Source organism: Candidatus Omnitrophota bacterium (assembly GCA_021735655.1).
In the GTDB taxonomy this organism is placed as follows: Bacteria; Omnitrophota; Gorgyraeia; order Duberdicusellales; family 4484-171; genus JAHKAJ01.
The window spans coordinates 225,353-251,749 of the sequence record JAIPGM010000002.1 but is presented as its reverse complement, the minus strand read 5'-3'; the positions used below and the strand labels follow the sequence as shown (position 1 = coordinate 251,749).

Here is a 26,397-nt window from a genome sequence, read left to right as displayed (position 1 = left end):
TAAGTATGAAACGGATTACCTTTAAGCCACTGCGTGGTTTTCAAGTAAAGGTTACTTTGGCCTTTATTTTTTGTATGCTTCTTTCTGGAACCCTCAGTAATTTCCTAATCTATAAATACACTTTAAATAGCCAGTTTAATGATTTGCGCGATAAACTTAAGATCATAGCTCAAACCGCGGCTTTACTGGTTGACCCGGATAAGCTCATTCAAATACCGTTAAATAAGAAGGGCATACAGACTGAAAATTTTAAAGTAATTGCTGAAAAACTGAACAAGGTTCGATCTGTCAACCCTCAAATTAAATATATTTATACCTTAGCTAAGACAGAAGAGGAGGGGGTATGGCAATTTATTGTTGATCCTTCAGGCTATACACCCGAGGATATAGAGCAAGGACTTACTTCTTATCCGGGTGACAAATATGATGCCTCACGTTTTCCGGAAATGTTGAAAGCTTTTGATGGGCCGTCGGCTGACACAAAGTTAGAAATTGATGAGTGGGGGGCCACTTTGTCAGGTTATGCACCGATAATTAATCAAGCCGGTCAAGCTATAGCCATGTTAGGAGTCGATATTATGGCTGATTCGGTTTATAATTTGCGCAAGCGAGTCCACAACCGAGCCATGTTAGTTTTTATCGTCGGTATTATGCTCTCAGTGGTTTTGGGCATGATTATTTCTTGGCGAATTACCGATCGTATTGAGAGATTAGTCGAAGGTACCCATCATCTAGCTAATGGTGAGCTAGAATATCAAGTTAGTATTAAGGGGCATGATGAAATTGGTGAGTTAGCTCAATCTTTTAATACTATGGCTAAGAGTTTATCTAAATCCCAAAACAAAATGCGTGATTATTTTTATCGGGCAATGCAGGCTTTAATTCGAATTCTTGAGGCTAAGGATCCCTATACTCACGGACATTCTGATCGGGTTGTTGAATATGCCGAAAAAATCGGCCAAAAAATGAAATTATCTCCCGAAAGGATAGAATTACTTAAGCGAGCCGCTGAGCTTCATGACATTGGAAAGCTCAGCATTCAGAAAAACATACTAAACAAAAAGACCCGTCTTACCGAAGAAGAATGGGAAATAATCAGAAATCACCCAATAATCGGTGAGCACATTTTAAAACCAGTGGCCTTTGATGAGCAGTTATTGACGATTGTTCGTTCTCATCACGAACGCTACGATGGAAAAGGATATCCTGATAAAATTGAGGGTAAAAAAATGGATATTTGTACGCAAATTATTTCAGTTGCTGATGCTTATGATGCCATGGTTTCAGTCCGAGCCTATCGGCCGGCTATGGAAGTTGCAGAGGCAATCGAGCGCTTAAATGAAAGTAAAGGGTCTCAATTTAATCCACAGGTGGTGGAGGCTCTTATTGAAATTATAAGAGAAGATTAAACGTATTGATGAGGAAGGCGACATGAAAAAAAGTTTTACTCTTATCGAGCTTATAGTGGTTATTGCTATCATAGCTATCCTTGCCGCAATCATTGCACCTAATGCTTTTAAGGCTATTGAGAAGGCTAAAGTTGCTAAGGCAATAGCTGATTTTAAAGCCATGAAGACTGCTTGTGGATCTCTTTATGCTGACACAGGCAAGTGGCCTCATGGAGGCGATAGTGAAGGTCGGGTTATAGAGTCACACCTAATAAGAAACCCTACTAGAGCCTGGCCGAGTACAACACCACCGGACTTAACTGGTGATTGGCCGGGTTGGGACGGGCCCTATTTAGATCAGAAAAGTGGAGTACATCCCTGGGGAGGAATCTATACATTTACGACTAATACCAATCGCCGCAGGCAGCCGACTGATCCTGCCGGAGATATTGAACTTTGTGTAGAGTTTGAAGATTATTGCTATCCCGACGGCCCAAATAATTGCTCTTTACCGCTTGCTTCCGCAAAAAGAATTGATGCTGTGATTGATGATGGTAATGTAACTACTGGGTACTTTCAGCATCCGGGAGGCACTGATGCAGTTTGGGTAATGCAGTGGGATTTTTGTAGTACTTACAGTTGTTGGTAAATCCAAACTGAAGGCTTCTATATCTGCTTCCAAGGCAGTTAAGTTAACTTAAAATCGCCCCAAAACACCCTTTCCAATCAACTTTAAGAGCTCTTTTAGTCTAGACTTTAAAGTAAGGTTATTATGTAATACCCAATAGAAAGTAAAGACCATTGGTTAAATTCACAGGTTATTGTCAAAACACCAAAAGTCATTAGTGACATTAAACAAAGAGGCCAAATCACTCATTTATAAAAGTTAACATAAGATATATTATCGGAAGTAGAAGGTATGCGGTTTTCCTGGGCTTTTTAGTCTCTAAACCGGCACTCTTTCCTTATGTTTTAGTTGCGAGTTCTTATCCGGGGTTCTATTTCTTAGCCGAACTTTTACCGACACTTATTTCATGTTCGATATTAAGAAAGTCTAGAAGAATCTTGCGGATATATACCGAAGGCTCCAGATTGGCTCTTTGGGCCCAATTAAGGACTTGTACCCATTGATCGCTGGTTAGGCGAACATTTATTGTTTTAGTGTATTTAATAGCCTTTTTGGGGCGCCCTTTTTTAGTCTTTTTTATAGCCATCGTTACTCCTTATTGTTAGCAGCCATTTAACTTGTATTTATTATACCAGAATTGACAATATTTTCAAGTATACAAAAAAACACTAAAAAACACAGAAAGTTTCTCCGTTTCTCCTCCATCGAATTGCTCAATTTGACACATTAGCTACTTGCGGTTACAATACCTAAAAGGAGGCTCCTTATGGATATTATTGCAATAAAGACTACTGAGGAATTCTTAAAGAAAAGCAGGAAAAACACGGCCGTTATCTATCTTAACAACGGTCAACAATACGAAACTGATTCTATTTATAAAATTATTGAACCGACGGTTAGCGTCTTTCAGCCTTTAATGATTATTGATGCTCAAACTAAAGGTGATGATTTGGCTATTATCCCTCTTGCTAATATTCACCATATTATTATTAAAGGTCCGGAAAAGGAAAAAAAGGTAGGTTTCTTTACTGAGAAGACTAGATGAAGCTATCTTTTTGATCGGCCTTAAAATGTACTCCGGCCAAATCGCTCTGTGGTCCAAATTCTTGAATCCAGCCTCCTTCTAGGCCTAGTTCCTCGACAAACTGTTTAATTTCTTTATATTCGTTTTTGTTGATTGGTCGATTTATCTCTGGGTAAGTATTTGCCTTAAAGTAAGGTTGATATTGAAACATAACACTGGGTAAAACTTTAGGAGTATTGTCCTTAATCCAGTTTAAGACCTTTTTTGATTCGCTTAAATATCCAGGAAGGACTAGGTGGCGGACAATTGTACCTTGTTTTAATATATCTTCGTCCCAGATCGCTTGTGGGTATTGCCGGTACATTTCTTTAATACTCTCAGTAGCCACCATTGGATAATCTTCGGCATTAGAGTACTTTTTCGCTAACTCACTATTTAGATAACGTAAATCAGTCAGATATATATCAACAACTCCTTCTAATTGACTTATGACCTCTTTTTTCTCGTATCCTGAAGTATTATAAACTATTGGTATTTTAAGGCCTCTTTTTAGGGCTAGATAAAGCGATTTTAGTATCTGAGGAAGAAAATGGGTCGGAGTAACCAAGTTGATATTATGGGCTCCATCTTTTTCTAAACCGAGCATAATGTCGGTCAGCTTATCAATTGTGGTTAATTTACCCTTCTTAATTTGCGAAAATTCATAGTTTTGACAGTAAATACACTTAAGATTGCAGCCAGAAAAGAACACTGTGCCTGAGCCGTTTTCACCACTTATTGCTGGTTCTTCTCCACAATGCAAAAAGGCCGTAAAAAGGGCCATATCCTTTCCTCCTCCGCAATACCCCTTTTGGCCGGCTAAGCGGTCTGTATAGCAGTTTCTGGGGCAAATATCGCAGGTTTTAAGACGCTGGTTGAGGGCCTCTAACAATGGCTCAATCTTATTGATTTTACCTTCAATATTCATTTTTTAGATTTTGACGGTAAGTATCACGAATTAGGTGAAAGATTCCTTTGTAGGTTTTAGTTCGATAGTCGGGAAAGGTAGTTTCCAAATTACAGAAAGCACCATCTTTAAACAGCAAAGTTATCTCAGCATAGATTCCCTTGTCAAGATAGATACGGTGTGAAAAATCCTTGGTAGTAGTTAAAACTAATTTTGCTTCATTAAGGTATCCAGGATCAATGTTTATTTGCCGTTTATTATTTAATGCAAACTTTTTTTCCAGTTTTAAACAAAAAAGCTTAATTGTGGTAAATCGTTTAGGGTTTTGTAACTTTCTAAATGAAATAAACCGTCGCTTGAGGTTTTTACCCATTTCTTCTTCGTAGTAGTCAGTAAAAGTAAAGTCTATTGGTTGAGTTTCGAAATCAACCTTTCCGAATTTACTTTCCAAGATACTTTTAACCTGCTGATAAGATTTTTCGGTAGAATAGATAAAACCACAGATAAACTTTACCGGTTTAGGAAATTGAAGTTTGAGCATCGATTGGGCTAAAAAAGTTTTATTTTAATGAGGACTGTATATAAGAGAGGAGCGACTTCTTATCCTGATCATTAATTTCGTTAAAGAATATTCCAGCACGATAAGGGTATTTTCCTTTGTCTTTAGTCGTTTCAAGTCGCACAACGATACCTTCGCAACTTATTTTCTTTATCGTTTTCGTGCGATTTTTTTGAATTGGGATTAGAAGCACCAAGCGTAGTTTAGTCATCAGGTCCAGTGGTTTTGAAACTGGACAATAGGCACCGGTTGCGCTAATATTTTTAGTTTCGGTTAAAATATCAAATTCAGAATCCGATAGCTTCACCGAAAGAACCTTATTGATGCGCGTTGATTTTCGTCGCTCTTTCATTAAGGTTTATTTGGATTCTTGCTTTTTAAGATTGGTTTTGAAACAAGACTTGTTGCAAAAATAGCCGCCATTGCGATAGTACCACTGGGATCGCACCAGTGACTTATTGCAACCTAGGCAATTTTTTCTTTTTTCTTCAGCTTTTGCCATTTTATGAGTTTTCGGTTGTAGCTAAAAATGCGGTAAGTTCATTGCGCGAGTGATCTTCAATTTCCACAAACTCAACGCCAGCCGAGTATCTCTCCGAAGCACGTTCCTGGCTGCACCAAACTACCCTAGCTTTAACATCAAGCATCTTGTTGATCAGATTCAAACTTAATTTTAAAAGCTCATTCTTAGGCATAAATTCGTTACTTACAATCTTTAAGCCTACCTGACTTAAATCCTTACTTACTGTATAGAAATAGTCCCGCGAGGGTAACATTTTACATTCGACTGGGAGAGAAATGTTTACTCTGGGGTATTGCCGTCTTTCATCCATATTAGCTCTTCCAACTATTGATTTTATTAGCCGCAACGCTTAATAAACCTATATTCGGTATAAATATACCATATTTATAGGGCTTTGTCAATGTGAGGCGGGATAGAAAACTTTAAACGCTCTTTTTATGTCTAAAGGGCTGATCGAATCAACGACTTCTACTTTGCCTATTTTCTTTAAAAGGACCATGCGAATTTTTCCTGAAATAAACTTCTTATCATGGACTAAAGACCGATAAATCCTTGCTGGATCAAATTTTATACCTATCGGCAAGCCAAAAAGCCGTAATATATCTAGAAGTTCGAAAAAAGAGGTTTTATTGCATTTTCCAAGCAGTAAAGATAATTTTCCAGCGTAAATCATCCCTAGAGATACAGCTTCGCCATGTGAAATTTTTTGATATTTTAAAGCGCTTTCTAAGGCATGGGCAAAGGTATGGCCAAAGTTAAGCACGGTTCTTAAACCTTTTGTTTCTTTCTCGTCCTTCTCTACTATTTGGGCTTTTATTCTCGCACAAACTGAGACGATTTTAAAAATAGAAACTGAGTCACGTTTTAAGATTTTAGAATGATTTACTTTCAGAAAACGAAAAAATTCAGCATCTTTAATAACCCCATATTTAACTATTTCAGACAACCCTTCTTTAAAATAGGCCAGCGGTAATGTGGCTAAAAAGCAAGGATCAATGAATACTGCCTTAGGCTGATAGAAAGATCCGATGATATTTTTTGCATGTGGCATGTCTATCGCAGTCTTACCGCCGATACTAGAATCAATCTGAGCCAAAAGAGTTGTTGGAATTTGTATATAGGGTATTCCGCGTTTATAAATTGCGGCAACAAATCCGCCTAAATCCCCAACTGTGCCTCCACCCAAGCAAATTATGAATGGACTAAGTTTGTAATTATCACAACGAGCTATTTCATCAAGAACTCTAAAAAGCCACTTTTTAGATTTAGCAGCTTCGCCGTCAGCAACTTTAATAATTTTGTATTTATTGGGTCCGAAGTTTTTTATGATTTGTTTTTGGTAAATTGAGTATATCTTTGGCGAGGTGATCACTATTCCAAAATTACCTAACTTAAGTTTAGCAATGTGTGTTGATATTTTTTTTAAAAGGTTATTCCCGATATATATCCGGTAAGGATTACTTTTTAAACCAACGGTTATAGTCGTCGCAGTTAAAGTAGTGCTCATAAAGAGTAAACTATCTTTTGTAAAAAATTAATAATTTTTCCAAATAACCCGGTAGCAATAATTAAAAAAATAAACGGTATCAATATAAAAAATCCAAATCTTTCGATTTTACGATAGGCTTGGTATTGTCGCGATGGCAACAATCCGGCAACTATTCGTGATCCGTCAAGCGGTGGTATCGGAATAAGATTAAAAATTGCCAAGACAAGATTTAAGACCGCACCAAAAGCAAGTATTTCCGAGATCAGTGGGCTGCTTACTTTTGCTAATAGAATAAAAACTATGGCAATGGCGATATTGGTTAGTGGCCCTGCTGCTCCAACTAACATCATATCTTGCTTAGGGTTTTTAAAATGTGAAGGGTTAATCGGTATTGGTTTGGCTCGGCCAATCGGCGGAAGCAATCCTCGACTGATAAAAACAATAAGAAAAGGCACAACTATTGTTCCGATTAAATCAATATGAGCAAAAGGGTTTAAAGTTAAACGACCACGATCTTTAGGGGTCGGATCGCCGAGCTTATAAGCAATCCAACCATGCGCAAATTCGTGCATAGTTATTGAAAACAAAAGGATAAAAAATACGATAAGTAAGTAAGTAATTGCCATTAGTGTCTATTGGCTAATATTTTTGGTTTCGATCATTGTCTGAAACAAACTTAAGGCCCTTTGAATATCTTGATCACTAAGGGCGTTGTTTTGAGCTTGATAAAAGTAAGCCTTCTTTTGATCTTTGGGCTCAAGAATGTTTTGTAAGATGTCTAGGTAGGCGCTTGCTGGTTTGAGTGATAATCTTTTGGCCTTTTCTAAAAACCGGGGTAGCAACTCCGGTTTATTTTTTCCTAGCTGGCTTAGAATGGTAATCGTATTGTAGATCGTAGCCGTATCGGAAGTTACAATTCTTTCTTCAAGTAAGGCTAAATTTTGAGACGAATCCTGTTTTTTTAGGAATTTTTTATGTACCCAACCTCTAGCCTTTGAATTATTATTAATTTTAAGCCACTCCCCATTATCTCCAAGGAGTGAAAATACTTCATCTTTTAATGCTTTACCAATAATTGGGGCTTCAAGCGAAGGTTGATAGCGTAAATTAACATTTGTTGCGCTAATTCTCACCATTCCTCCGTCTAGCACTTCAATGAGCTTGCTATAAACATAACAAGTAGTCTCTTTTGGCAAAACAACGCGGTACCAATCAAACTTCTCTCCAACTACTTCGACTGAGTCTCCTTGGTTGAAGAAACCCAAAGAGCCTGACAAACTTGTAGAATCGACCCGAATTTGTGCCTTATCATTAGCTACTTCATAAAGATCAAAGGCTGAAACCAAAGTCATAGAAAAAAATATTGCTATCAGAAGAATATAGAATATTTTCATTCTTGGTTAATCTTTTGATTTTTTCTCAACTGGTTTTTTTGCACCTTCGGTAGGTTGCCCTTCTTCTTCAGGTTTTTGCTTTTCTTTCTTTATGGCTTTTAATTTTATAATTTTTATTTTAGGTAAACCTAAAACTGGATCGCCTTCGTTCCATTTGCCTTTTCCGATAAGCCACTTTATCCGTTCAGTTCGTTTCATTACTGAACGATTACCCTTTACATCTGATCGTTTCAATGATGGATGTAGTCCCATTTAATCCTCCTTATAGTTGTCGCAATATGCAGTCTTTGTATCTTTTTTGCAAAAGTTCAAAATTAGATTTGGCTTCCCCCTCATCGTCAAAATCCCCGACATAGATAACAACGTATTTACCTTTTCGGGATACTGAGGTCGGATAACCATTTTCTTTTAATTGTTCTGCTTCTTTGCGAGCTGTATTTTCTTTATAAAAACTAGCTACTTGAATATTGTATTTTTGCTTATTTTTTACTATTTCGTTTGGAACGATTTTCTCTTCAACTAAAGAATCCTGTTTCGAACTATCTGGTTCGACGGATTGCTTATCGACAGCAACGTCTAAACGGGGTAATCTTTCCTGGGGTTCTATTGCGATTTTACTAGAAGCAATTTTTTTGCCTTTCTCCACTCCCAGAGAAAATGAAATAATCAATGAAAGAACAAAAACCACACTAGCTATAGTTAATATATCTAAAGGTAGCTTAATTTTTTGCTGTGGCGGAGTATTTGAACTATCACTTTTGAGACCAAAAAGATAAAGCTGCTTTCCTCTCATATGATTATTATAAGATAAATAGGGGTAAAAATCAAGAATTCCTTGTGGTTACTTTTTTGGGGAAGATTTGAAGTATTTTTGTATACTTTTTCTTTTCAAAATCGCAAGAAATACATCAACTACCTTAGGGTCAAATTGCTTTCCACGCTGCTCCTTAAATTCTTTCTCAATTTCTTTTAGGCGACGTTTACGTCGATAAGGTCGTCCAAAATACATGGCGTCGAAGGTATCTAACACTGATAATATTCTTGAAGCTAAGGGGATTTGTTCTTTTTTTAACTTTGAAGGGTATCCTTTTCCATCATAACGTTCATGATGGTGTAAGATTATCGGTATGGCCGGCTTCAGAATTTCTAAATTTTTAAATAAATTAGCACCTTTTCGAGGGTGCTTTGCGATAAGTTTAAACTCTTTGTCTGTTAGTGGTTTTTGTTTTTTTAATAGTTGTGAAGGAACTTGCATTTTTCCTATATCGTGCAATAAAGAAGCGTGTTCCAGAGATTTAATTTCAACTTCCGACAGCTTCATCGCTTTACCTAAAGCTTTAATCAAACGAGAAATAATTTTAGTGTGCAAATAAGAAGTTGGTACATATTGGTTTAAGAATTGTGATAAAGATTTAATGTAGCTAAGTACTATCTTTTTTTGCTCGCTATACAAATCAAATATTTTTAGACTCATGCTTGCTTCTTCGCAAAGCGACAAAAACCATTTTTTTTCAGTCTCATCAAACTTGTTGGTTTTTGAATCACGCTTCACATAAATTCCTCCTAGAATATGGGTAAATATAAAAGGGTAAATGAAACGGTTGGTTGAAAGAATTTCTTTTTCTTGTTTAAGAAGTTCTTTTTCTATTCTGGTAAGAATAGAATTGCCTCCCTTTTTTATATAGGAATTTTTATTTTCGCAGCAGACTTTAAGAGTTGTCTGGCTAGAAACACTTTTACAAATTATTACTACCTTATCAGCATTAAAAGCGTTGCGGTAAAGGCGACATACACCCATAGCAAAGCTTGGCAAATCATCAAGCGTAGTAGTTAGACGATAGAGAGTATGGAAGGAAGAAAATATAGTTGTGTAGTGCACCATAGTGTTTGATTGTACTATTTATTTTTAAATTGTCGACTTAATTCTTTGAGGCTTTGGGAGATTATTTTTGTACTTGCGGTCACTGGCATAAAATTTGTATCACCAGTCCAGCGAGGCACAAGATGAATATGAATATGGCCCACTATTCCTGCCCCGGCCGACTTTTCAATGTTAATTCCGATATTAAACCCATCGGGCTTGAGAATTTTTTTAAGTCTTGATTTTACCGAAATTAAAGTTTTGTTAATGTTTAATAACTCTTGATCTTTTAACTGTTCTAGTGATTTAATGTGACGATTAGTTACTATTAATGTGTGTCCGTTATTATAAGGAAATTTATTTAAAACGGCAAAACAATGTTTTGACCGTAAAAGAACATTGTCTTGGGTGTCATTTTTTGCTTTTAGGATTTTACAAAAAACGCAACCCTTTGCCTTTTTGTCTTGTACATAATTTATTCTCCAAGGAGCCCAAAGTTCACTCAATTTTTATAATCCTCCTTTTTATTTCAGAGCCATTTATTTCTAAGATACCATATGAACGATAACATGCAAATACTTTGTCTGTTGGTGATCCGGGATTAAAATAAATTTTTTTGTCAATTTCCTCATCGGTTGCACAATGAGAATGACCAAAAACAAAAATATCAATTTCATCGATTTTTTCCGAAAACTTATTCTGAAGGTAGCCAATTAGATTTGCCGGATGCCCGGCCCCATGGGTTAAACTTAAGGTAACATCTTCAAATTTTAGAATTTGCTGTTCAGGAAGCTCTATTTTAATTCGTTCTTGATCCATATTGCCATAAACGCCGTAGGTTTTTTTGAAGCTAGATAAAGCTTCAAAAACCGAATAGGATACAAAATCTCCGGCATGAAGACAGCAATCACTTTTTTTTGCTTCTTTGGCTATTACTGCTGACAGATTATCCGCAGCGGTCGGTATGTGGGTATCGGAAAGTACTAATATTCTTGTCATGATCTTTTTATTGAGAAAAAACCGGTTTATTATATATATGTAAAAGTTTATTGAGCTCCTGAAGATCCCAAATGGCGATTTTATTATTTTTAGCAATTAAACGTGTGGCTGATGGCAATGTACCTAATGATATAAATATTTTTTTCACTCCCTTACCGCGGATGTTTGCTCCCTTCTCAATAAAATCAGTCATGTCAATATCGTCGGCATCTTTACCTTTGATTCCGGCAAAAATTATTTCTTTTCCTTCTCCGATGATAAAGTGGAAATCTCTTTGAGGGTAGGAAATAGTTTTGGTTCGTTCTATAGTCGGCAAGCTGTACCTGGTCTTCCCGAGTTTCAAAGTGTCATTTTTAAAGGAAGCAAAGAGTTGCAAAACTTTCTTTAAGGAATCCGTATAAAACTCATCTTTAAAAAGAGATATTTCCTTTTTAAGTTTTTCTTTAAAAAATTGTTTCCGCTGTTTAGGGTTATGTAAGGGGAATAAAGAGTGTAGTTCGAATACATGTGATAACCAAAATGAGAATAAAGAATCGCGGATTTTATAGATATTTCCAAAATTAACTATGTAATTTGAGTCAATCAGTTTTTGCAATTTGCTATTTAATTCTTTGGAATCACAAAACCCTAAAGCTAAGAGTTCTTTTTTACGCATATAGCCTTGACTGATCGACGTCAGTAATTTAAGGGTTGGCTGAAAATCCTTAAAAATAAATTTTAATTTGTCTATATTTTTGATAAAACGTTGGAAACAGTATGTCTCTTGCCTATATAAAAATTCCTCCAATATAGAAATTATTGCGCTCTCTTCATTATCAGACTGGTACTTGTCTTTTATACTTTTAGCCAGAGAGTCATAATATATACAGTTTGAACCCAAAAAGTTAGCAAAAAACGATAAAAAAAACGGTGATGGGGTAATTGATGGGAGTAAATTTTTTAAATAAACGAAGCTATTGAGAAAAGACTCTTCGCTTAGAGAAATAATCTCAAAGTTACCAAATAGTAAATTTAATTCATCAGAAAGAACTTTTTGAGCCAATCGTTCCGAAGAAGCGGCAAGAATGATCATGCAATTTTGTTGTAAAATTATAAACTTTGAGAAATCAGAATAGAAGTTTTCAAAGAGAGCAACTACCCCTAGAAATTCTTCGATAATAAAAACGCAACGTGAACCACTTTCGTTAATAAAAGCGTTAATTATTTCCAAAATATCCAAAAAACAGATAGAGTTTTTCTTGAGACAGTTTTTTATATTCTCGGTAGTTAAAGGAAGAACTGAGCTCACGGCATAAATAAGATTATCGAGGCTATCAGTCTTATCGGCATAGCTACTGAGTAAAGAAAGGATTGTCGCCTTCAATAACTCTTTTTTTCCGGCATAAACTGTCGAGATATGGATATAGACAAATTGATTGTGGTTTTTTAGTTCTCGGTAATTCTGTAAAAGATAAGCTGTCTCTTCGGCATCATTACCCAAAAGAGCAATGTTTTGACGATAGCCTTCGCTAAAAGCACTAACTCTTTTGTCTAAAACTGAGAGTTTTGTAGTCCAGGGTTTGTTACTCATAAAATTTAATTCAGATACTGTAACGGATCTTGGGGTATATAGCGCTTGCGAATCTCAAAATGTAATATATGATTGCCACTTTTTCCTGAAGCGACATTACCGATAATTTGATTACTTTTAGCGATTGAACCTTCCTTAATTAATGAAGGCTCAAGATTTGCATAGATTGTATAAAAATCACCAAGGTGCTGTAAAATAACTGTATGCCCCCAGCCTTTAAGTTGATTAGCAAAAACAACCTTACCTTTAGCAGCGGATTTTACTTCCTTGCTGATAGAATTTGTCTGTATGTTTAAGCCACGATTAACTGAGTTATCGACATTTTCGCCGAAAAAATTAACAACATTTCCCTTAAGCGGCCAGCTAAAATCTCCTTTAACTTTTTTCTCCGAATGTGGTATTAATATTTTTTGGCCGATTTGTAAATTATTAGGAGAAGGAATTTTATTTATTTTCATAAGTTCTTCTGGCGTAGTCCCGTAACGCTTAGATATTTTCCATAGAGAGTCTCCTGACTTAATAATATAGTTTATTTTTTTTAACGGTGCTACTTCAGGTTGAGGTTGTCGATGGAAAGATTCAGTGGCAGTACAGGAAATGAAAACAAAAATAATAATTAAGAATAAAAACAATTTACCCATTGCAGAATTAAGTATAAGAGCTGTTGGTTAACTTAGGTATTAGTTGATGAAAACTACAATATCTTATCGTAAATTAGAAAAATTTCAATCAATTATTATTTATTGAAATTTTCACCTCGTCCCACTTTTTTGACGGCAATACTTTAAGAAAAATTAGATCGTATTAGCGGGCGAGCGGAATCGAACCGCCGTCTCAACCTTGGGAAGGTCATATTCTACCATTGAACCACGCCCGCGTTCATTTCAAAAGATTACACTTGTCAGCTATTTTGAGAGAACAAAAATCACCACACATTGTGCAAAGGTCTTCAGAAAGATTTAGGCCCTTTCTGTAGCGCCTAGCCTTAGCCTCATCGATTAACAAAGGAAAAACTTTTTCCCAATTCCTTTTAGATCGATAGAGAGAAACTTCCTGATTTTTCCTCCACTCATCTTTAAACCGTAATACGTCTACTGAGTGAGCAGCAATGCGTGAGGCTATAACCCCTTCTTTTATATCATTTATACTCGGATGACGCAGATGCTCAGCCGGAGTAACTACGCAAAGAAAACTAGCACCATAGAAAGCTGCCAAGGCCCCTCCAATTGCTGAACCAATATGATCATAACCGGCAGCGATATCGATCGGTAAAGGTCCCAATACATAAAACGGAGCGTGGTAGCAAAATTTTTTCTCTAACAACATATTCATTGCAATTTCATCTAATCGTATATGACCTGGCCCCTCTACCATTACTTGAACATTTTTTTCACGACAACGTTTTACTAACTTTCCCAAAACACGCAATTCCGCTAGTTGTGGCCTATCAGTCGAATCGACTATTGACCCCGGGCGTAGAGCGTCCCCCAAACTTAAGGTGATATTGTGAATTTTAGCAAGTTCAAGTATTTTGTCAAAATTTTCATAAAGTAAATTTTCTTTTTTATTAACCAACATCCATTGAGCTAAAAGTGCTCCACCTCTGCTAACAATCCCACCTGTTCGCTTGGTACGCTTGATGCTTTGAACCGTTTTTTTTAAAATTCCGGCATGAATTGTAAAAAAGTCCACTCCTTCTTCAGCTTGTTGTTTCAATACGTCCCAAATATCATCAAACGTCATTTTATTGACGTCGCCCTTTCTTTTTTTTACCTCATTGGCTATTTCATATATTGGAACTGTCCCTAAGGGCACCGGGCATTTTTTAAGAAGTTTCTGTCGAAAAATACTTAAATTTTTATTGACGCTTAAATCCATAATTGTATCGGTGCCATTATCAAGGGCTACTTTTAATTTACTTAGTTCGAGAGCGGTGTTGGTCCGATTGGTTGAAAGACCAATATTAGTATTAATTTTTACCTTTAAGCCTTCTCCGATAGCTGTAGGCTGGCAATTAAGGTGTTTTTTGCTGGCAAGTATTACTGCTCGGCCACGACTTAGCTGTTGCTCTAGGAAACTGGCAGTTATTCTCTCTTTTTTAGCTATTTGCTTGATTAGTTTCTTACTAAACATTATTTGTATTTTTTGCGAGTATCTTTTTCTAAAGTATATACTTTATAGCGTAACTTTTTAATTTCGGAAACTCTATTCGGAAGCAAAATTTTAAAAAATTCTTCAAGAACACGTAAAGACTCTTTTACGCGCTGAAAATTAATATAAAGTATATCTTTGGCGTCTGAACGTTTTGTTTCAAGGTTGTCAATTTTTTTTCCAATATCTCGATTAGAATCTCGATTCAAAATCGCTTCTTTTAAAAGTCTATCTTGAGCAATCGCATCTAATGCATGGCGCAAGGTTCTCACCTTACGTCTAGAAGAATTGTCCTCGAACACAAAGCGAAAAATATCCTCAATGACACGTAAGCCTTCTTTAGAGCGATTAAAATTCACATCAACCACTCGCAAGAGATTTTTTTTCAACTCCGCTCCTTGATAATTTTGATAATGGCCGTGGTTGAATGCCTTGGCGAGAGTTTTACTCGATGAACCTGACCAACAAGATCGCTACCGACAATATCTTTTTTTTGCCAGTCTCCGCCTTTAACTAAGACATCGGGCTTCAGCGCTTTAATTAGACTATATGGGGTTGGGGTTTTAAAAATAATGATATAGTCAATGAGGTCGATGTGTTCAAGAAGTTTTATTCGTGCTTTTTCTTTTAGAATTGGTCGACTCGGACCTTTAATTTTTTTAATTGAAGAATCACTATTTACAGCAACAATTAGGATATCGCCTTTTTGTTTAGCTTCTTTCAGTACTTTGATGTGACCGGGATGAAGTAGGTCAAAACAACCATTAGTAAAAACTAGTCGCTTGCCCTTTTTTCTTAAGTCGCGAGCAATCGCTTTTAGCTTAATTAAAGTTTGTGTTTTAGCCATAGTCACAGTGAGTATTTAGGAAATTTAGTTTTTTAAAAAGCGGCTAATCGAAATATTAACAAAGTTCTTTTTCAACTATTTCACAAATGATGTGTCCGGCCAAAAGATGCATCTCTTGTATCCGCGGAGTATCGTTCACTGAAACTATTAGAGGTAAATCAACAATTTTAGCTAGATCTCCACCGTCCTTACCTAAAAATCCTATTGTTTTAGCTCCGATCTCTTTTGCTTTTTTGATTGCGATAATGACGTTTTCCGACTTTCCCGAAGTCGAAATGCCAACAATACAATCACGGGCCTCAGTCAAAGCTTCAACCTGGCGAGCAAACACTTCTTTGAATCCAAAATCATTACCGACCGCTGTGATGGTCGAAGTATTGGTGGAAAGAGCTAATGCTGCTAGAGGTGCCCGGTTAAGCTTAAATCTTCCGATCAGTTCAGCCGCAAGATGTTGAGCATCGGCAGCACTACCACCATTGCCCATGAAAATAACCTTACCTTTTTGTTTTAAGGTTTCAATAAAAATTCCAGCTATCTTTTCAAGAAGTTGGCAGTTACTTTCAAGGAAAGCTACTGCCTCTCTATGTTGATTCAAAGACTCAGTAATTATTTTATTCATTAGAATTATTTGTTTCTAAAAGAATATTGAGGCTATCTCATAAAGATCAAGGTTTAAAGTTTTCAGCTTAGTTATCGCGTCTTTTAATGCGACATCTACAACTTGATTTCCCTTTAAGCTGGCCATTCGTCCAAACTTGCCACTCTTTACTAAATCATAGGCTTTAATTCCAAACCGGGTGCCCAAAACTCTATCAAAGGCTGACGGAGAGCCGCCGCGTTGAATGTGACCTAAAACTGTAACTCGAGTTTCATAGCCTGTTTTGTCTTCAATCATTTTGCCAAGGGTGTGGCCAATGCCACCTAGGCGTACATGACCGAATTCGTCCAATTTCTTTTCCTGCAAGCATAAATTCTCTTCTTTGAAAAAAGCTCCTTCTGAAACAACCACGATACTAAAATTTTTTCCTCTTTCATGGCGTTTTTGTATCGAAGAGCAAACTTCTTGAATGTCAATTGGTATTTCCGGAATAAGTATATAATCAGCTCCTCCAGCTATCCCTGAATAGGCAGCAATCCAACCAGCATGTCTACCCATGACCTCAACGACCATAATTCGATTGTGAGATTCGGCTGTTGTATGTAAACGATCGATACACTCCATTACGATATTAATTGCTGTGTCAAAACCAAAAGTAAAGTCAGTCGCCCCAAGATCATTATCAATAGTCTTAGGCACTCCGACGATTTTAAAGCCCTCTTCAGATAATTTTGAGGCTACTCCTAACGTATCTTCACCACCAATAGCTACTAGCGCATCCAAGCCCAAGGCTTTAAAGTTTTCCTTTGCTATTTTAACGCCATTTTCTTTTTTATAGGGATTTGTCCGTGAGGTGCCAAGAATGGTTCCTCCCTTGGGAAGAATTCCTGATACTGACCTTAAATCTAAAGGTACGGTATCTTTTTCAAGAAGGCCTTTCCAGCCATAGCGCAGGCCGATAACTTCTTGGCCATCATTAATCGCTTTACGTACCACGGCGCGTATTACTGAGTTTAAACCTGGGCAGTCGCCACCACCGGTAAGAATACCTATTTTCATTCCGATTACCTCCTAATTAATAGTTCCTGAAAGGTATTTCTGGTTCATGTTCCTCAACCAGCCCCTTTTTTGCTCCAATTGCTACCTTACGTATTTCAAGATTAACCTGAACCTCTTTGTCTTCGCCAAGAAGAGTATGCATTTTTTCCTTAACGTTTTCTTGTATTTCTTTTGTGAAATCTACCAAATTAACTTCGGCGGTTAAAATGCCTCTGATCATAACTTCGATGCACTTCTTTTTTAGTAATACCTTAACCCTAATGTGAGAAACTTCTGGACGAGATTCAAGAATTTTTCTCAGCATATCTTCAATGGCAAACAAAGTTATACTAACTTTTCCTTGCTCTGATTCAAAGGTTAAAGATTTATCGCGTCGGGAGCGTTGCAGAGTTCGTTGCAAATAACTAAAACACATAAGGATGAATAGTATCCCTAACAAACCAGCAATAACTCGCATCCAGTAGTCAGAAAAAAATTGCCCTTCTAGATAAGTTACCGCGATCTGTAAAACGGTTGGATCCCAAGATATCCCAATCAACAATATTCCCACAACCAAGGATAAAATAATATAAACTAAAATAGTTAAAAAACCCATATGCACCTCCTTAGTAGGCCCCCTCGGGGCTAATTATTCTTCTTTAAGTTCAACAAATTTATCCAAAAATCCAGTATGGTATTTGCCGTTTTTAAAATCAACGTCGTTAATTACACTTCTGCAAAAAGAGGTCGTTGTTTTAATTGGTTCAATGATAAGCTCGCTGAGCGCACGATCCATTATTCTCAAAGCTTCGGCACGAGTATTAGCTTTAGTAATTACTTTTGCAATTAATGAATCATAATAAGGCGGAATGCGATACCCGGAGTAGATATGAGTATCGACTCTTACGTTATTGCCTCCGGGTAAATAGCAAAAGTTGATTGACCCTGGTGAAGGCATAAACCCTCTTTCAGGATCTTCGGCATTGATTCTACACTCAATAGCAGCACCCTTTAAAGATATGTCATCTTGCTTTAGCTTGAGTTGTTTTCCGGCGGCTGTGGCAATTTGTAATTTTACAAGATCAATTCCGGTCACTTCTTCAGTTACTGTATGTTCAACTTGAATTCGAGTATTCATTTCCATAAAATAAAAATCACCCTTGGAATCAAGAAGAAATTCGATAGTGCCAACACTACAATAATTTATAAATTTAACCCCCTTAAGACACAATTCACCCAATTTTTTACGTTGCCGAGCGTCTATAGCTGGAGATGGCGTTTCTTCGATAATTTTTTGATGACGGCGCTGGATACTACAATCTCTTTCTCCAAGGTAAACTGCATTGCCATAATTGTCAGCAGCGATTTGAACTTCAACGTGTCGTGGGTTCTCGATAAGTTTTTCAATGTATACTTCAGAATCACCAAAGGCAGCTTCAGCTTCAGATTGAGCAGTTAGGAGAGCGCTTACCAGCCTGACATCACTATGGCAAACTCGCATCCCCTTACCGCCTCCGCCGGCTTTTGCTTTTAAAATGAGCGGATAGCCAATTTGCTTAGCTAAATCTAAGGCCTCTTGTTTAGATTTTACACCAGCTTTGCTACCGGGAATTAAAGGCAAGCCGGCCTTACGCATAGTTTCTTTAGCCTTTATTTTGTCTCCCATCAGGCGAATATTTTCTGCCGAAGGCCCAATAAATTTTATACCGCAAGATTCACAAATTTCAGCAAAGTGAGGATTTTCGGCCAAGAACCCATAACCGGGATGTATAGCATCACTATCAGTAATTTCAGCTGCGCTAATGAGACTTGAAATGTTAAGGTAGCTTTCAGAAGATGCTGCTTTGCCGATACAGATTGCTTCATCAGCAAATTCTAAATGCAAAGAATTTTTATCAGCTTCAGAATATACAGCAACGGTCTTAACGCCAAGATCCTTACAAGCCCTAATTATCCGAATTGCGATCTCGCCTCTATTGGCTATCAGTATTTTTGAAAACATTATTTTTCCTCAAAATCAAATACTAACATTTTATTTATGCCGCTTCGATTATAAATAGACTTTGACCAAACTCAACTGGTTCGCCGTTTTCAACCGGAACTTGAACAATCTTGCCGCCAACTTCAGCTTTAATCTCATTCATGAGCTTCATCGCCTCAACAATGCAAACCACGTCTCCAGGTTTAATAATTTGCCCAACCTCGGCATAAGGTTTTGCTCCTGGTGAAGGAGCTCGATAGAATGTTCCTACCATTGGTGACTTTATCTCAACAGTATTTTCGTTTTTAGAGCCAGCAACTTCAGGCGTCGGGATTATCGGATGATAATTTGCAACCGGGGCACTGGAAATGTTTCGTTTTAAACGAATGCGTTTGTCTCCTTCCTCAATTTCTAACTCGGCGAGATTATTCTGATCCATGAATTCTATAAACTTTTTTAGTTTTTCAACTTCCATATTTGCCCCCTTTATGCTCGGCCCAAATAATCCTTAGTTTTTGTATTCACCCTAATATTTTCACCGCTATTTATGAAATTCGGCACATTAATAACCAATCCGGTTTCAAGTGTTGCCGGCTTAGTGCCTTGTTTAACTGTATCGCCTCTAAATCCAGGATCAGTTTCAGTAACTTTAAATATTAAAGAAGGCGGAAATTCTAAATCAATAAGTTTATTATCGTAAAAAAGACCGACCAGCTCCAGGTTGTCTACTAGCCAAAAAGATTTATCGGCAATTCGCGATTTATGCAATAAAAGATCTTCATAGGTTTCTAAGTCCATAAAGTGGTACTGGTCGTCTTGATGGTACTGATATTGAAGTTTACGTTTTTCAATAAAAGCCGGTTCAACATTGTCAGAATCACGCAAAGTTCGCTCAAGCACCTGATCAGTTTTTAAATTTCTTAACCTTGCTCGACAGAAGGCCGGGCCTCTAGCAATTTTGGTGTGCTCGCAGTTAATTAATAAATAAAGCTGATCGTTATAAATAATAGCCATTCCTGGCCTTAACTCACCAATTACCATGCCCACTCAACACCTCTGACTTATCTTTTTTTACCAACACCATATCTTCTAGTCGGATGCCGAATTTATTATTTAAATAAATACCCGGCTCGATTGTAACCACCATACCTTCTTTTAGCACGGTGGTGTTTTTTGGTCCAATTCGGGGTGCTTCGTGTACGGCCATTCCAACGCCGTGCCCTAAACTATGTCCAAAATATTTTCCCCAGCCTTGTTTATCGATTATTTTGCGTGCTGTACTATCTACATCACAAGCTCTAACCCCAGCTTTGATTTTTGCTATAGCCTGAGCTTGGCTTTTTCGTACTGTATCGTGTATTTTTCTAAAAAGAAGGGGCATTCTACCGCAGAAGAATACCCTTGTCAAGTCAGCGCAATATCCATAATATTTTGAACCTAAGTCAATTAGGAAAAATTTATTACCAATTATCGTTTCATTCGAGCAATGATGCGGAAAGGCTGTATTTTTACCAGAAGCAACGATTGAACTAAAGGCAATTTCATTGTCTCCTTTGAGCCTTAAAAAACGCTCCAGCTCAATCTTTAGCCCTTTTTCACTCATTGAACCTTCAAATATTTCCCTGGCAAATTGAAAAGCTTCTTCACTAATTTGGATTGATTTCTTTATTAGTTTGAGCTCATCGGGCTCTTTGATTGCCCGTAGATTTTCGATTAAACCATCAGTTATCAAGCAGTTTATTTTCTTCTCGGTCAGCAAAAATTTGAGTTTTTGATATTGTTTAAAATTAAAACTTTGAGCCTCGAAGCCAAGACGTTTAATTTTTAAGCGGGCAGCGCAGTCGGCAACAAGTTTAAAGGTGCTTTCAGCTTGCTTAGCAATAACAAGATTGCAATCGCTCAACTTTTTAGCCGTTGTTTGATATATAAAATTGGTAAAAAAAATCGGTTTGTTTTTGGTGGAAATGAGAAGGTACCCTTCAACTTCTCGAGATCCAGTTAGATACGCAAGATTCAAAGGGTCCGAAACAAAAAGCGCTTCGTAACCGCTTTTGCGCATTAATTGCGAGCACTTTTTAATTCTTGCTTTCACTTTTTTGCTGAAAGGTTATTCTTAAAGAAGGCAATGGCGGCATCTAAGGCCAATAAGTAACTCCATTTACCTAACCCACCAATAATTCCTAAGACAACGTCGCTGACTAGGGATTTTTTTCTAAAGTCTTCTCGCCGGTAAATATTTGAAATATGCACCTCAAGGGTAGGTTTATTTACGCCAAGAAGCGCATCACGAATGGCCACTGAAGTATGTGTGTAAGCAGCGGGGTTAATTATTAAAAAATCATACTTAGAGTTAGTTATTTTTTCAACGATTTCTCCTTCAGAATTAGACTGAAAAATCGCTATCGCAATCTTACTTTTTTTAGCTTTAAGCTTTAAGTCACGATTTAAATCTAACAAGCTAAAGTTTCCGTAGATGTCTGGTTCGCGCTTACCCAAAAGATGCAGGTTGGGTCCGTGGATAATTAAAACTTTTTTCACTTTACTTGATTTCATGTTTTTCTGCCTCCTCGACAATCATTATTGGAATACCGTCCTTAATCGGATAAGCCTTAGCGCAAACTTCACAGACAACTGTCTGATTCTCTAAATTAACTGAACCTTTACAGGCCGGACAAGCAAGAATACTTAAAAGATCTTTATTTATCACCTTTAGACTCCACGTAAATCATGCGTAAACTATAAAGTGAATCGTTCAACAAAGTTTCCTCTTCAGGGCTAAGGTTACCTTTAGTTTTTTCCTTAATTACTCCGATAGTGTCAATTAAAAATCTTGCTTGCTCAAGGTTGATCTCAAGCTTTTTAGTTAAAGGGTTTTCTAGTTTTCCCATTGCAATCATAGCTTGCATTCCTAAAGATGATAAAAATATTGAAAAATTCGGCTGATGATAAGTATCATTTTTGTTTTCGGTTTCTTCCTTTTCTTTACGTACCTGATTTTTCCAACTTTCATCCACTTTCTTTTGAGCTTCTTGATCCATTATTTTCTCCTAATTTAAAATCGTTTATTTAATAATCATCCCTACATAACCGACAACTGAAGTTTTATCTCCACCTGCGTCGCCGCTAGTCTGATAAAGACAAACTTCTGCTTTTTTGGCGCCAACCGCTTTTAAACAACAAAGAAGAATCGCTACCGGAGCCACACCGCACATAGTTATGCCTTTTGCCTTAACTTTGTTTAGTAGCTCTTCTTCGTCCAAGTTAATAATTGCTTCGATAACTGTCCTATCCTTGACCCTTGCTGTTATATCAGGTTCATAATGAGTTAGGTCAGTCGAAGCAATGAAAAGAACTTCATCCTCTTGAGCTTTTATCGCTTGGCAAATCTGAGCTGCAACCTTACGATAATTTGCAAGGCTCGCTTGTTGACAAGCGATCGGAACAAAACTAAATTGTCCAAAAAAACGATATAGAATCGGTAACTGAACCTCTAAAGAATGTTCGTGCTGATGAGCAAGCTTATCTTCAGCAATTAAGCTTCCGGTTCCTAAAATACGCTTGCTTAACTCTTCGTCAATATTAATTGAGGCCAAAGGGGTCTCCCACTTTCCTTTACCCCAAAGACTAAACTTTTCACCCAACCCAGTATGATTGGGTCCAAGTAAAATCAATTTTTTTTTAGCTAAAACTCTACTGATTGTTTCAACTGCTACCCGTCCTGAATAAGCGTAACCAGCATGAGGAAGAATTATACCCTTAGCAGAAATTTTATTGTTTCTTTTAGGCTTAAATCCATCGATTGTAGCCTCAAGATCTCTTTTATCACTAGGGTAAAATTGCCCGCTTACCGCCGGCTTCCTTATCATCGCTATATTATATAATCCTAACCTCGAATGTCAAGTAATGAGGGCTTAGTCGAATTATGCATTTCCATAAAGTTGCTCGGCTACTCTTGGGTTAATTCTTTCCTTTTGCACCCTCAATCGCACTTCGTTACGGCGAGAAGCCCCTGAGCAAGACGGCAGGGCCACTTCGCAGGTAACCCAGATTAATTATTTTTAAAGTAAATTGGGATACGAAAGCTAAGCTGGGTATAATTACTTAACTCATCAGGGAAAGGCGGAAAAGGAGCTGCATCTTTAATGCTTTCTAGAGTTATCTGGCGCAAACCATCATCAGCCACTGATTCATCGTCTAGAAAAAACTCACCTAAGTCACCGTCTTTAAGCACGATGAAGCTTAACAATACCTTACCAGTATTACTTGAGCGATAGTAACGATAAGTATTACTACGTATTTTTTCTCGGATAAGACGATAATAGTTCATATAGGCTGGATTTTTTTTTAGTTCCTTATTGTGTGGCGGTATTTCAGAAAGAACGATTTCTTTAATGTTTTTTTCAAAAACATCAGTTTTACTCATTGTGGTAATACCGCCATTTTTTATAAGCGTATCCATAATATTTTCAGTATAAGGTGCAGGTTCGATTAGGGCTATCGAATCAGTCCTGACCTTTACCTTCTCTTTAACATTTTCAGGTACCATGGTTACTTCTTTTTTAATTTCCGTTTTAACAGCGTTTCTTTTTTTGCTAAAAAAAGTCAATTGAGGTAAGCGTATAATTAAGGCACTATGAAAAATCAAAGAGAAAGTTATGGCTAGATTCCAATAATTTTTCATCCAAATTACATTATATCAAAATAGTCTGTGCAACAAAACTGTTATTAATCGGTATAAGGTTGGCCGAAAAAAGTACGAAGATCGTAGTAAGACTTTTTAGGATTCCTTTTATTTATTCCATTTTCCTTGTCTTTACTTAAGCTAACGATACCAAACCATTCTTCATTCATATTCAAATTATTTTTGGCACGAATATCAAAAAAATAGGCTCCGTGAGACCAGCCAGCTTCGGTATCGTGGATGCTCCAGCCATCGCTGTAACCCTCATTATGCTTCCACCACTCATCATTCCATTCAAAAAGAGACCCACCGATCGCATTTGCTTCGCAGTTACCGCTGATTGTGGTATTAGCATACAAATCTTTCCACTGCGAAATTAAAAATTCAGATTGAATATCCTGGTCTTCCTTCTCACGATAAGCATCATAAGAATCGGAGCCAAATTCTGAAAGCATAATCGGTTTATCGAAAGAGTGACGAACGCTATTGAATAAATTACCGAAACTTTTACCACGATAGATAATTATTGCTAGAAGATCTACATCTTTGGCCTGTTGAGAGGCAATTTGAAGAAAGTTAGCCTCACCATTGCCTAAAGCTATTGGATGCAACGGGTCTATTTTTTTAATCGCTAAAGTGAGGTCATTAACAAAACTGTAGTAAATCTCAGCGCGTTTATTTTGCTTATCACAAGCTTCAGGAAGCTTTTCGATTTCATTTGAAGTCCAAAATCCAATACGCCCGGAAAAGGTATAGTTATTTTCATTACCAAGGATCCACATTAATAGGCCTTCTTCATTTTTTAAGGCTTCAACGATTCCTAAAATTCTTTTCTTAGTTCGTTCACGAAATTTTTGATCGGCATAGTTTGCTCGTGGATAATCCCACAATCCTAGCCAATCGCTAACTAAAGTATAAATACCAAATTTTTCATACATATCACTGATAAATTCTTTAACTTTTTCTAAATCACTACCAGTTGAATAAATACGGACACAGTTTATGCCGGCCTCTTTCATAAGTTTACCGTCAACGAGCCAAGGTTTAGTCTCATCGCTGAAAAGTTCATAGTCGTAACCTTTACCTATTGGCGTAGGATTATAGCCTACGCCTTTTACTAGAAAAGGTTTTCCTTTAACATAAAAGTTGTAACCACCGCAAGAATTAGGGATTATTTCAACTTTTTTTACAAAGCGATCTTGACATAATTCAAGTCGCTCCCGACAATTTTTAAGTTTAGCTGTTAATTTTTTGTTCAGAGAAATAAGGCTTATCGTTTTAGATTGAAGGGTTAAAAAACGGGTATAAGCTAAAAGATAGCCAAATATTCCAATCAGCATTAAAAAAATGAATGCTACACAAAGACGTTGAGCACGTTTTCTGTCTATTTTAAAATTAGCCCAAGTAAATTTAAAGTTTTTAAACATAAAATAAAATTTAAATTAAGACTGCCCTACTAGAGAACAAAGTCTCTAGTAGGGTTTATTATTTCCGTTTATTCGTAAGCAATTTCATCGAGGTAAAATACTATTCCTTCTGGATCGTTTACGTCGATGTTAGTTGCCCAGCAAAAACCACCAATAATGTATGAAAGGTCTTTACCGGTCAAATCAATCTCATACTTTTTCCATTCAGGAGATAACTGAACTGGGCCGATACTGGCACTGTCAGAATCAATATACTCGCCGCTGGAAATTCCTCCAACTTTGAATTCATTGATTACTTCAGCTCCGCTGTCTCCACGAGCCCAAAAAGTAAGTTTGCTGGCCCCTTGAAGATTATATCCAGCATTAGGTACTGTTCCCCAGTTATTTGCCGGTTGCTGCCAATAGATGCCAGCCCAACGTGTTCCTGATTCATTTTTGTATTCAACTCTTATCGAGCTGTCACCTGAAAAAGGGTAATTTTTCCAATTTGTGTTTATATGCAAATCTCTTGCGGCAGTTGCCGGCATCCAACCACTGGGAATGAAGTGATTGTCTAAAGAGTTTGAATCAGCATAAACATAAAAAGGAAGATTAACTCTTGCTTCTTCTTTTTTTAGTCCGGCATCATAAGTAAAGTGAATTTCATCTAGATAGATTGTTTGTCCACCTTCAGCATGATCAACGTTGAAAATTATAGCAAAGCCGCCGTTAACGTTAGATAAATCTTGCTCAGCAAGATTTATAGAATATTCTTGCCAGTCATTAGTTAGGCGTATTGGTCCCGATTCTACATCAAGAGTGTCAGGAAAAGATACTGGCTCTCCAGTAGCTGAATTATTAGTAATTCCACCAACCTTTATTTTGGTTATTACCTCGCCGCCGTTTTCACCCTTAGCTTTTAAAACAAGCTTGTTGTAACGACTTAAATCAATTCCAGTATCTTTCTCGCCCCAGTTGCCTTGTGCTGATTGCCAGAAAATACCAGCCCAGCCCTGATTTTGGGCTTTTTTTGCGGTATAGGTGATCTTAATTGAGGTTGCTCCAGAAGCGTACTCATCAGTTGCCTGGTCGTTCATCCGCAAATCCCCATAGTCACCCATCCAACCACTAGGAATAAAGTTATTCTGTGGTGAATTTTTGTCGGTATAGACAAAGAAATTATCTACAGCCAAACATTCGCCACTCAAGGCATAGCTGCCTACGACAAATCCAGTCGCCGCAACAAAACAGAAAATGCTCAACAAAAGTCTTTTGCCCATTTCGTGAACCTCCTCTTTTCTTATAACCACGGAC

Annotated in this window: 35 protein-coding genes and 1 tRNA gene; 3 read left to right on the top strand and 33 right to left on the bottom strand. The window is 37.1% G+C overall.

From position 1 onward, the window contains the following. The first annotated feature begins 5 nt into the window (after positions 1–5). Together K9L86_02320 and K9L86_02315 are read left to right on the top strand one after the other, a co-directional pair. On the top strand, positions 6–1,409 hold the full coding sequence (locus tag K9L86_02320; protein ID MCF7907695.1) for an HD domain-containing protein: 1,404 nt from the start codon (positions 6–8) through the stop codon (positions 1,407–1,409). 22 nt (positions 1,410–1,431) lie between these two features. Then, positions 1,432–2,037 (top strand): type II secretion system protein GspG, encoded by a 606-nt coding sequence (locus tag K9L86_02315; GenBank protein MCF7907694.1) that lies wholly within the window; start codon positions 1,432–1,434, stop codon positions 2,035–2,037. Between the two features lie 349 nt (positions 2,038–2,386). Here the strand turns inward: K9L86_02315 and K9L86_02310 are convergent, their stop codons facing one another. Continuing rightward, complete coding sequence (locus tag K9L86_02310) at positions 2,387–2,602, bottom strand: hypothetical protein (protein ID MCF7907693.1); 216 nt, start codon at positions 2,600–2,602, stop codon at positions 2,387–2,389. A gap of 180 nt (positions 2,603–2,782) precedes the next feature. On the opposite strand from K9L86_02310, the gene K9L86_02305 reads away from it, so the two are divergent. Further along, a complete protein-coding gene (locus tag K9L86_02305; protein ID MCF7907692.1) occupies positions 2,783–3,061 on the top strand; it encodes a hypothetical protein in 279 nt (92 codons plus the stop codon). On the opposite strand, the gene K9L86_02300 is transcribed toward K9L86_02305, so the two are convergent. The 32 genes from K9L86_02300 to K9L86_02145 form a co-directional block, all read right to left on the bottom strand. Next, complete coding sequence (locus tag K9L86_02300) at positions 3,054–4,007, bottom strand: radical SAM protein (protein ID MCF7907691.1); 954 nt, start codon at positions 4,005–4,007, stop codon at positions 3,054–3,056. The genes K9L86_02305 and K9L86_02300 overlap by 8 nt on opposite strands. Further along, entirely contained in the window at positions 3,997–4,527 is a 531-nt protein-coding gene (locus K9L86_02295; GenBank protein ID MCF7907690.1) for a DUF4416 family protein, read from the bottom strand. The genes K9L86_02300 and K9L86_02295 overlap by 11 nt, the downstream gene beginning before the upstream one ends. 19 nt (positions 4,528–4,546) lie before the next feature. Further along, positions 4,547–4,897, bottom strand: coding sequence for a PilZ domain-containing protein (locus K9L86_02290; protein ID MCF7907689.1), 351 nt, complete (start codon positions 4,895–4,897; stop codon positions 4,547–4,549). Between the two features lie 151 nt (positions 4,898–5,048). Then, positions 5,049–5,378, bottom strand: coding sequence for a PilZ domain-containing protein (locus K9L86_02285; GenBank protein MCF7907688.1), 330 nt, complete (start codon positions 5,376–5,378; stop codon positions 5,049–5,051). An 87-nt stretch (positions 5,379–5,465) separates the two neighbouring features. Continuing rightward, positions 5,466–6,575, bottom strand: coding sequence for a 3-dehydroquinate synthase (gene aroB, locus K9L86_02280; protein ID MCF7907687.1), 1,110 nt, complete (start codon positions 6,573–6,575; stop codon positions 5,466–5,468). Next, on the bottom strand, positions 6,572–7,183 hold the full coding sequence (locus K9L86_02275; GenBank protein MCF7907686.1) for a site-2 protease family protein: 612 nt from the start codon (positions 7,181–7,183) through the stop codon (positions 6,572–6,574). The genes aroB and K9L86_02275 overlap by 4 nt, the downstream gene beginning before the upstream one ends. Before the next feature lie 6 nt (positions 7,184–7,189). Next, entirely contained in the window at positions 7,190–7,951 is a 762-nt protein-coding gene (locus tag K9L86_02270; GenBank protein ID MCF7907685.1) for an SH3 domain-containing protein, read from the bottom strand. 6 nt (positions 7,952–7,957) lie between these two features. Further along, the gene (locus K9L86_02265) at positions 7,958–8,203 is read right to left on the bottom strand and encodes a small basic protein (GenBank protein ID MCF7907684.1); all 246 of its coding nucleotides are present in this window, start codon (positions 8,201–8,203) and stop codon (positions 7,958–7,960) included. A gap of 10 nt (positions 8,204–8,213) precedes the next feature. Beyond that, a complete protein-coding gene (locus K9L86_02260) occupies positions 8,214–8,744 on the bottom strand; it encodes an SPOR domain-containing protein (GenBank protein ID MCF7907683.1) in 531 nt (176 codons plus the stop codon). Between the two features lie 48 nt (positions 8,745–8,792). Next, positions 8,793–9,833 (bottom strand): HD domain-containing protein, encoded by a 1,041-nt coding sequence (locus K9L86_02255; GenBank protein ID MCF7907682.1) that lies wholly within the window; start codon positions 9,831–9,833, stop codon positions 8,793–8,795. Between the two features lie 14 nt (positions 9,834–9,847). Then, positions 9,848–10,318, bottom strand: a complete 471-nt coding sequence (locus K9L86_02250) for an HIT domain-containing protein (protein MCF7907681.1) — start codon at positions 10,316–10,318, stop codon at positions 9,848–9,850. Then, positions 10,311–10,811: a metallophosphoesterase gene (locus tag K9L86_02245; GenBank protein ID MCF7907680.1), complete on the bottom strand. Its 501-nt coding sequence runs from the start codon at positions 10,809–10,811 to the stop codon at positions 10,311–10,313. Before K9L86_02245 ends, K9L86_02250 begins: the two co-directional genes overlap by 8 nt. A gap of 7 nt (positions 10,812–10,818) precedes the next feature. Further along, positions 10,819–12,381 (bottom strand): hypothetical protein, encoded by a 1,563-nt coding sequence (locus K9L86_02240; GenBank protein ID MCF7907679.1) that lies wholly within the window; start codon positions 12,379–12,381, stop codon positions 10,819–10,821. Between the two features lie 5 nt (positions 12,382–12,386). Continuing rightward, positions 12,387–13,022 carry a peptidoglycan DD-metalloendopeptidase family protein gene (locus K9L86_02235; GenBank protein ID MCF7907678.1) on the bottom strand — a complete coding sequence of 212 codons (636 nt, stop codon included), beginning with the start codon at positions 13,020–13,022 and terminating at the stop codon, positions 12,387–12,389. Between the two features lie 165 nt (positions 13,023–13,187). Then, positions 13,188–13,258: transfer RNA gene (locus tag K9L86_02230), tRNA-Gly, on the bottom strand. 2 nt (positions 13,259–13,260) lie between these two features. Continuing rightward, a complete protein-coding gene (gene thiC, locus K9L86_02225; protein MCF7907677.1) occupies positions 13,261–14,514 on the bottom strand; it encodes a phosphomethylpyrimidine synthase ThiC in 1,254 nt (417 codons plus the stop codon). Then, positions 14,514–14,921 carry a thiamine-phosphate pyrophosphorylase gene (locus K9L86_02220; GenBank protein ID MCF7907676.1) on the bottom strand — a complete coding sequence of 136 codons (408 nt, stop codon included), beginning with the start codon at positions 14,919–14,921 and terminating at the stop codon, positions 14,514–14,516. Before K9L86_02220 ends, thiC begins: the two co-directional genes overlap by 1 nt. Continuing rightward, the gene (locus tag K9L86_02215; protein ID MCF7907675.1) at positions 14,918–15,379 is read right to left on the bottom strand and encodes an adenylyltransferase/cytidyltransferase family protein; all 462 of its coding nucleotides are present in this window, start codon (positions 15,377–15,379) and stop codon (positions 14,918–14,920) included. The genes K9L86_02220 and K9L86_02215 overlap by 4 nt, the downstream gene beginning before the upstream one ends. Positions 15,380–15,434: 55 nt before the next feature. Further along, positions 15,435–15,998 (bottom strand): D-sedoheptulose 7-phosphate isomerase, encoded by a 564-nt coding sequence (locus K9L86_02210; protein ID MCF7907674.1) that lies wholly within the window; start codon positions 15,996–15,998, stop codon positions 15,435–15,437. A 15-nt stretch (positions 15,999–16,013) separates the two neighbouring features. Then, on the bottom strand, positions 16,014–17,036 hold the full coding sequence (locus tag K9L86_02205) for a 6-phosphofructokinase (GenBank protein MCF7907673.1): 1,023 nt from the start codon (positions 17,034–17,036) through the stop codon (positions 16,014–16,016). 16 nt (positions 17,037–17,052) lie between these two features. Then, positions 17,053–17,631 (bottom strand): alkaline shock response membrane anchor protein AmaP, encoded by a 579-nt coding sequence (amaP, locus tag K9L86_02200; protein ID MCF7907672.1) that lies wholly within the window; start codon positions 17,629–17,631, stop codon positions 17,053–17,055. 33 nt (positions 17,632–17,664) lie between these two features. Then, positions 17,665–19,017, bottom strand: coding sequence for an acetyl-CoA carboxylase biotin carboxylase subunit (accC, locus tag K9L86_02195; GenBank protein MCF7907671.1), 1,353 nt, complete (start codon positions 19,015–19,017; stop codon positions 17,665–17,667). 34 nt (positions 19,018–19,051) lie between these two features. Continuing rightward, positions 19,052–19,471, bottom strand: coding sequence for an acetyl-CoA carboxylase biotin carboxyl carrier protein (gene accB, locus K9L86_02190; protein ID MCF7907670.1), 420 nt, complete (start codon positions 19,469–19,471; stop codon positions 19,052–19,054). 11 nt (positions 19,472–19,482) lie between these two features. Further along, complete coding sequence (gene efp, locus K9L86_02185; protein MCF7907669.1) at positions 19,483–20,043, bottom strand: elongation factor P; 561 nt, start codon at positions 20,041–20,043, stop codon at positions 19,483–19,485. Next, positions 20,024–21,088, bottom strand: a complete 1,065-nt coding sequence (locus tag K9L86_02180) for a Xaa-Pro peptidase family protein (protein MCF7907668.1) — start codon at positions 21,086–21,088, stop codon at positions 20,024–20,026. The genes efp and K9L86_02180 overlap by 20 nt, the downstream gene beginning before the upstream one ends. Continuing rightward, the gene (gene aroQ, locus K9L86_02175; GenBank protein MCF7907667.1) at positions 21,085–21,534 is read right to left on the bottom strand and encodes a type II 3-dehydroquinate dehydratase; all 450 of its coding nucleotides are present in this window, start codon (positions 21,532–21,534) and stop codon (positions 21,085–21,087) included. The genes K9L86_02180 and aroQ overlap by 4 nt, the downstream gene beginning before the upstream one ends. Before the next feature lies 1 nt (position 21,535). Then, complete coding sequence (locus K9L86_02170) at positions 21,536–21,703, bottom strand: Trm112 family protein (GenBank protein ID MCF7907666.1); 168 nt, start codon at positions 21,701–21,703, stop codon at positions 21,536–21,538. Beyond that, positions 21,693–22,034: a DUF1844 domain-containing protein gene (locus K9L86_02165; protein MCF7907665.1), complete on the bottom strand. Its 342-nt coding sequence runs from the start codon at positions 22,032–22,034 to the stop codon at positions 21,693–21,695. Before K9L86_02165 ends, K9L86_02170 begins: the two co-directional genes overlap by 11 nt. Before the next feature lie 24 nt (positions 22,035–22,058). Continuing rightward, positions 22,059–22,862 (bottom strand): AmmeMemoRadiSam system protein B, encoded by an 804-nt coding sequence (gene amrB, locus K9L86_02160; GenBank protein MCF7907664.1) that lies wholly within the window; start codon positions 22,860–22,862, stop codon positions 22,059–22,061. 182 nt (positions 22,863–23,044) lie between these two features. Beyond that, a complete protein-coding gene (locus K9L86_02155) occupies positions 23,045–23,677 on the bottom strand; it encodes an energy transducer TonB (GenBank protein ID MCF7907663.1) in 633 nt (210 codons plus the stop codon). A 44-nt stretch (positions 23,678–23,721) separates the two neighbouring features. Then, the gene (locus K9L86_02150) at positions 23,722–25,104 is read right to left on the bottom strand and encodes a hypothetical protein (GenBank protein ID MCF7907662.1); all 1,383 of its coding nucleotides are present in this window, start codon (positions 25,102–25,104) and stop codon (positions 23,722–23,724) included. Positions 25,105–25,172: 68 nt separating this feature from the next. Next, complete coding sequence (locus tag K9L86_02145; protein ID MCF7907661.1) at positions 25,173–26,363, bottom strand: hypothetical protein; 1,191 nt, start codon at positions 26,361–26,363, stop codon at positions 25,173–25,175. Positions 26,364–26,397 lie beyond the last annotated feature (34 nt).